The following is a 7061-nucleotide window of genomic DNA, read 5'->3' on the forward strand; positions in this document are numbered from 1 at the left end:
CTTACCCTTTACGGAACATTTCAAGCATGCGCTTTGTAACAGTAAAGCCGCCAAAAATATTGATACTGGCGATCAACACGGCAATGAAGGAGAGGAAGGTAACAAAACCGATCCCTTGTCCTACTTGCAATAGCGCCCCGACGATAATGATGCCTGAAATCGCATTGGTGACGGACATCAGTGGCGTATGTAGCGCATGGGTTACATTCCAGACCACGTAGTAGCCCACAACACAGGCAAGCACAAACACGGTCAAATGAGAAAGGAACTCACTTGGGGCGTAGTTGGCTACCCAGCCAAACGCCCCCAACCCGGCGGCCATTAAGCCATACTTGGTTGCCCGTGACGTTTTTTTCGCCTCTGCTTTCGGTGCAGGTTCGGGTTTAGGTTCCGCTTTCGGTTGTGCCGACACTTGAATCGGCGGTGCAGGCCACGTCACTTCGCCTTCTTTAATAACGGTGACGCCACGTAAGACTACATCGTCAAAATCAATGGTGATATTGCCGTCTTTTTCTTTGCAAAGCAGTTTGGTGAGGTTAACCAAGTTAGTGGCATACAGTTGTGATGACTGAGTCGGCAAGCGCCCTACCATATCGGTGTAGCCAATCACTTTGACCCCATTTGGCGTGGTGATGACTTGGTCTTTTTCGGTGTACTCGCAGTTGCCACCATTGGCGGCTGCCAAATCAACAATCACACTCCCGGATTTCATGCTGTCTACCATCTCTTTAGTAATCAGCGTTGGCGCAGGTTTACCAGGGATCAGCGCCGTGGTGACGATAATATCGACATCTTCTGCTTGTTGCGCATAGAGCTTTTGCGCAGCCTGATTGAATTCATCCGACATCTCTTTGGCATAGCCATCACTGCTGCCTGCACTGTCTTGTTTGAAATCCACTTCAAGAAAGTCAGCGCCCATGCTTTCAACTTGTTCTTTCACCTCTGGGCGAACATCAAAGGCACGAACAATGGCACCTAGGCTCCCGGCAGCACCAATCGCAGCCAGACCTGCCACCCCTGCACCGGCAACAAATACCTTGGCAGGCGGTACTTTACCGGCCGCGGTGATTTGCCCGGTAAAGAAACGGCCAAATTCGTGGGCCGCTTCGACAATAGCGCGATAGCCCGCAATGTTTGCCATCGAGCTCAGCGCGTCTAAAGATTGTGCACGAGAAATCCGCGGCACGGCATCCATCGCCATCACATTAACATTGCGCGCCGATAATCGCTCAAGCAGCTCTTCGTTTTGGGCAGGCCAGATAAAGCTGACAAGCGTGGTGCCTGCTTGTAGTCGTTCCACTTCATCTTGACCGGTTTGTTCAATCACACCCGGTGCGTTGACTTTAAATATGACCTCAGACTGCCAAACGGCATCCGTATCAACAATGGTCGCCCCGGCAAGTTCGTACGCAGTATCTTCGAAGCTTGCTTTTTCGCCCGCTCCCTTTTCTACCACTACGTCAAAACCGAGTTTGATAAGCTGTTCCACCGACTTTGGCGTCGCAGCTACCCTCGTTTCATTAACGAGCCTCTCTTTTGGAACACCAATCTGCATAGCTATTCCCTGAATGTTGGCTTATAAAAAATTTTTTAATCGTCACAGGTGAGTACCACCTGAGAGACATTCACTGACTAAATTCGTATTGAAAACGGTTTTACCCATTGTTCACTCAGTTGCGGGGGTCAGTAATTTGTGCTTAGCAACGCAACAGCCTTAACTTAACGAGTTTATTCCTTAATCACCACAGGGCGAGGATCGCCATTAGGGTATAAATGTGATCCAATCGACACTTTATCTGTTTTTATTGTTCATAGTTATGCATTAATTTTGGTATCACTCAGCATCGCCTAACCGCCACGCGCAAAAATCTTGTCGCCATTCTGGTCAATCATCATTTTGGCCTTTGTGATCATCAAGCTATTTGCATCGTCTTGATTTCCCAATAGATCAGAACGGATAAAGTGATGGGTCATCACCTGTTCATCGATTTCTTTGCAAATACGCCCGCATACACGGTACTGGCCGCTTTCTGCGGTCGCTTCGGGGTAAATCAAATAGCCTTTGTAATCTGTTGGGGTCACAGTCGCTTTAGCTTGTTTCGATTGACCACCAGAAAAAAGTGCGGAAAACCATCCCATCTTTCTTTACTCCTTTTTATCTTTCGGCTCGGACAAATCAGGCAATATATGATTGGTTAATGCCAAGGGTGATTAAACCACAAATAAAAAAACGCCACATCTCGATGATGTGGCGTTTCGCGTTCTGTCTACGTTTTTGTCGTCTTATCGGTTTATGCCGATATCACGCTGCAAATGCGCCGGTAAACGGCTTGCATCATAAGCAGGTGCTTGCGTGCTGCGGGTAAACAACACATCCATGGCATGAGCGATCAGTCCTTTGATAGTTACCGCGTAAGATCGACGTGAACGTGTCATATTAACCGTTGCAGTCGTCATACGATCCTCGCTTTATTTTCTGAATCACTCGGCGCGTAGTATAGGCGGCTAACCCACAATGATAAATTGATGAAAATTAAAGCATAGGATTAGTTTTTATAATCCGAAAAGCAAGCAATCGCTAATCAGAAAATCATGTTAACTTACGGTTAAAAAAGCGCCTATTTGCTTTTACGTTCCCCTGAGCTGTCATTATATTTATTTTGTTTGAAAGCCGTCTCCACACCCATGCGATACCTTGTCACTTGCACATGGCCGTGTCTTACTTATTAAAAATGGCGATTTATCGCTCGATTATCGATTAAAACCTGATAACATCAATGTTACACATGTCACTAAGGTGTTGACCATGCTTGCGTTTCTAGCCCGACACTCTGCGATCTTTCTTTTTATTGCTGCGCTGATTGGCTTTGCATTTCCAGCGGTATCGCTAGCGTTGTTTCCTTTTCTTCCCTATGTTTTGTTTGCGCTGATGCTATTTACACTGCTTGGCATCCACCAAGGTTTACTGGTAAAAGCACTGGGCCAGTGGCAAGTGTGGGTATATGCATTTATTCATGCGGTGGTATTAACGCTGATAACCTGTTCGATCGCTTGGTTATTGGGCGCATCGACAGGGTTATTACTCGCGATTAGTGGGATCTGCGCAACCGGCTCCTTGTTTGCCACACCCGCCATTATCCGTTCGTTAGGCATGGACGCGCTGATCGCCATGGCCTACACCATCGCCTCAACGTTGCTGATGCCAGTTGTCTTATTCGTCAATTTAACAATATTCAGTGGTGATGCTTTTTCACTGGATTTACAAAGCTACGTGATTCGATTAGTGGTATTTATTTTCGGCCCCATGGCGTTCGCTGCGATTTTTCACGCGCTGGTCAAGCCCGAAAAACTCAAACGCATTCACGGCAAGCTCGCACAGTTTACTATTGTGCTGGTGTTTAGCTTTCCTTTGGGACTGGTGGGGCCATTTGGAGAAACCTGGCAAAACGATCAAGCGTATGCCCTAGAACTGTTAGCAATTTCAGTCGCAATTTGCATGCTTTTTTTTACCATTGCCTTCGGTTTATACCGGCGACAAGGACAAGCAGCCAGTATGATCGCTGCGGTGACCGCCGTAAATCGCAATGTATTACTGACCTATACTGTTGCCGGCGTCGCACTTGGCCCGGTATTTTTACCCTTAATCGGTGCCATTCAGTTACCCATTTACCTACAGCCACTTTTGGTTCGCTGGGCCATGCGTCACGCGCATCGCGCTGACACGCAGGTACCCTAGCGCGGTTGGTTTATACAACCGGTACAAAATAAACCAAAGATGCCCAAGCTATCAGCCAAAAGCTAATCAACCCCACATCAAACCAATCACGTTTTTCCATCACCTTCACCTTTCGATAGTATGGCTACATTCAGGTTACCTATTACTGTTATCGACAATAACGATCCAAACTTAATCTAACGGCAACGTTATGCCGAACGTGCAACCTATCGATGAATAAGCAAAGGATGGGCCAAGTTATTGACCCCAACAGGTTTGAGTCTGATCGGGTGTACTCAAATAACACACTAAAGGCTGGCTCGGGAGCGCGAGTGCGTTTTGCTGCCGTGCATACCGAATAAAACACTCCGCCATTGATAAACCAATTGAGCGACGGCGACCTGTCTGCAGTGCGTCATAGCCCTCTTTACCTTGTGCCGTATAAGATGAGGACACACCGGTATATCGGTGCTCATCGTCCATCGCCACCCAATGCTCACCCCGTTTGATTTCTAATTGGGTGATGCGCTGCCCCATCGGGCGCCACGCTTCATAACGATAACGGATAGCGGCACAATACGGGAAACTGCCGGTCCCAAGGCCAGCAACGCCATTGTTGGTCGCGTTGTTGATTGCCCCTTCTAACGCGTTGCGGATTTGTTCACCTGTCACTCGATACGCGATCACGTCGATCGCAAACGGCAGCAGTGTACCGGCAATTAATGCAGCAGAAAGCGGGCCAGCGTTCAATCCAACTCGAACCCCTCCCGCATTATGTATCGCAAACTCCGCATCAATCCCTTGCTCACGCGCCGCCCAAAGAAAACTCTCGGTGACCAAAGGGGCCACGTCGCTACTACCTTCGCCGTCAGGGACGCGAACATGGCGTAAACGCTCGGGCACATGCGTGACAATATCACGCTCTAATTGTGCCACTTGTGGACGATACGTCTGTTGCAAGTGGTGTTTTAGATCTAAATCACTCGGCAAAATGAGTACATTCGACTGACTATTCAGATAGTCGCGCGCCGCTTGATAAGAGGTGTCGGTTAATTGCTGCTCGCGCGACGCATCCATCGCCAAACTGCGTCCAAGCAGCACGTAATTTTGACCATTAAAGGCTGTTGGCCGACCTTTTTCATCGATGGATAACGTAAAACGGCCAATAGATTGCGCATGGCACCCGGCTTGCACAATCCAAGTATCATTAACTTGATACCCGTATGGATCTTGGGCCTCGAGACCAATATTTTGAAAATCGCCTTGTAAGACATGTGTGTGCCCTCCCACAATCACATCAATGCCTTTGACTGCTGCTGCGAGTGCCTTGTCTTTGTCATAACCAAGGTGGCTTAACAAAATAATGGTGTTGACCCCTTGAGCACGCAAATACGCCACCGTATTTTTAGCTATCTGGGTGGCAGGCAAAAACGGCGTATCGTGATCGGGATGTGCCAGTGCCGCCATTTGCTCAACCGCCAAGCTAAACAGACCAACCTGATGGCCCGCGTAGGTTTTGATCAGGGTGCTCGCACGTGCGTGCTCTGGCAGGTATGGCATCAAGCTAGGCTTATCGCTTACCCGTTTTTGCTTGTCTTTTGCTTCATCATCCACATGCCAATTACCGGCAAGTAAAGGAAACTTAATATCATCGAGAAAATCGGCAACGGGCCCATTGCCTTGATCCAGTTCATGATTACCGATGGCCATCGCGTCGATCCCAAGGCGATTAAGCATGTCGGCATTTGCTTTTCCTTTAAACAAGGAATAATACAGCGTGCCCTGGAAGCAATCACCGGCGTGCAGAAACAGAAAGCCGTGCTGATTTTGTTCAGCCTGATGACGAAAGTGCTTCACCGCCGATGCAATGCGTGCGAATCCACCGCAATTGGCATATACCCGTGTGTCTTCGCTATCTAAGCTGAGCGAGACAGGCGTAGACTCAAAGTGTGAGTGCGTATCGTTAATATGCGCGATGGTTAATGAGAATGGTTGTCGTGCTGTCATAATAATCCGTGCCACAACACAAAAGAAGATGATACAAGCTTAACATTGACATATACAAGAAAGGTTAAGTTTTTGATAGATTACTACCTAATCCACAACAGGGAAGCGTGACGATATGCAAGTGAACAAGACCAAAGTGGCTTTTATTGGCCTCGGCGTGATGGGATTTTCGATGGCCGGCCACCTGCAACGTAACGGCTACCCAACCCGGGTTTACAACCGAACCCCCGGCAAGGCCGAAAGCTGGTGTACAACCTATCAAGGACAGAGTGGATGTACCCCTGCTGAGGCAGTCACTGACGCTGACATTGTCTTTATGTGCGTAGGTAACGATGATGACGTACGCAGTGTGGTCTATGGCGACATTGGTGTGCTGGCCAATATGAAAAAAGGCAGTACCTTGGTGGATCACACTACCACCTCTGCAGAGCTGGCGACTGAACTTGCCGACGTGTGTAACCGACAAGGTATTCACTTTTTGGATGCGCCTGTCTCCGGAGGTCAAGCGGGCGCCGAAAACGGCAAACTTACTATTATGGCGGGTGGCGATCCTGCTGTATTTCGTCATGCTGAACCTGTGATGACTGTTTACGCCAGTGCGATTGAGCATATTGGGCCAAATGGTAGCGGCCAGCGCTGTAAAATGGCCAACCAAATATGTATTGCCGGCGTCTTACAAGGCTTATCCGAGGCACTCACCTTCGCGCAATCCGCTGATCTCGATATCGAAAAAATGATCAATGCCATTAAGCACGGTGCCGCGGGCTCCTGGCAAATGGACAATCGCGCATCGACCATGGCACAGGATCAGTTTGATTTTGGTTTTGCGATTGATTGGATGCGTAAAGATCTTGGCTTTTGTTTAGAAGAAGCCGCCAAATTAGGCGTGAACCTTCCCTTAACCGAGCAAGTAGATCAACAGTACAGGCAGCTGCAACAACGCGGATACGGTCGAAGTGATACCTCAGTCCTGATCAAGCAGTTTGATACAGATACCAAACCATCTTCATCAACCTAACCTAAAAATACGGCCATCCTCGGCACTTGAGGCCGAGGAAAGGCTAAACAAGGTGTATACTAAAGTTAACCAATAAGGAGGGGTGTAATGACAGCTATCTATGTAATCTGCGCCATCGCCATGATCATTGGCCTGTTCACCTTATACGCACCCTCTATTGAAAAATGGTGTGATAAGCAGTTGAGCCCGAGCAAGAAAGATAAGTAGTTATTATTTAGTAGCACACCCCAGCTTTTCTCATCGATACCGTTAAGTGGTATGATGCGCGCCATTGTCGCGCCACTGACTTGTATGACGTTGGCGCATTCGCATCAGCAAGGT

General features: G+C 48.3%; 6 protein-coding genes. 2 read left to right on the forward strand and 4 right to left on the reverse strand.

Translation table 11 applies throughout. The features are described 5' to 3' along the window. Window position 1: 1 nt before the first annotated feature. From BZJ21_RS04385 to BZJ21_RS16560, 3 genes are all read right to left on the reverse strand, one after another. Window positions 2-1555: a Re/Si-specific NAD(P)(+) transhydrogenase subunit alpha gene (locus BZJ21_RS04385; RefSeq protein ID WP_077669207.1), complete on the reverse strand. Its 1554-nt coding sequence runs from the start codon at window positions 1553-1555 to the stop codon at window positions 2-4. 293 nt (window positions 1556-1848) lie between these two features. Continuing rightward, window positions 1849-2139 (reverse strand): HlyU family transcriptional regulator, encoded by a 291-nt coding sequence (locus BZJ21_RS04390; RefSeq protein ID WP_021023851.1) that lies wholly within the window; start codon window positions 2137-2139, stop codon window positions 1849-1851. 144 nt (window positions 2140-2283) lie between these two features. Continuing rightward, complete coding sequence (locus BZJ21_RS16560; RefSeq protein ID WP_021023852.1) at window positions 2284-2457, reverse strand: hypothetical protein; 174 nt, start codon at window positions 2455-2457, stop codon at window positions 2284-2286. A gap of 349 nt (window positions 2458-2806) precedes the next feature. Between BZJ21_RS16560 and BZJ21_RS04395 the strand changes: the two genes are divergently transcribed. Beyond that, window positions 2807-3736 carry a hypothetical protein gene (locus BZJ21_RS04395; protein ID WP_174566334.1) on the forward strand — a complete coding sequence of 310 codons (930 nt, stop codon included), beginning with the start codon at window positions 2807-2809 and terminating at the stop codon, window positions 3734-3736. A gap of 237 nt (window positions 3737-3973) precedes the next feature. Here BZJ21_RS04395 and BZJ21_RS04400 read toward each other — a convergent pair whose 3' ends face one another. Then, window positions 3974-5722 carry a bifunctional metallophosphatase/5'-nucleotidase gene (locus tag BZJ21_RS04400; protein ID WP_077669208.1) on the reverse strand — a complete coding sequence of 583 codons (1749 nt, stop codon included), beginning with the start codon at window positions 5720-5722 and terminating at the stop codon, window positions 3974-3976. 121 nt (window positions 5723-5843) lie between these two features. Here BZJ21_RS04400 and BZJ21_RS04405 point away from each other — a divergent pair, with 121 nt between their 5' ends. Then, window positions 5844-6740: an NAD(P)-dependent oxidoreductase gene (locus BZJ21_RS04405; RefSeq protein ID WP_025744797.1), complete on the forward strand. Its 897-nt coding sequence runs from the start codon at window positions 5844-5846 to the stop codon at window positions 6738-6740. Window positions 6741-7061: the final 321 nt, after the last annotated feature.

Origin of the sequence: Salinivibrio costicola subsp. alcaliphilus (assembly GCF_001996185.1) — a bacterium.
In the GTDB taxonomy this organism is placed as follows: domain Bacteria; phylum Pseudomonadota; class Gammaproteobacteria; order Enterobacterales; family Vibrionaceae; genus Salinivibrio; species Salinivibrio costicola.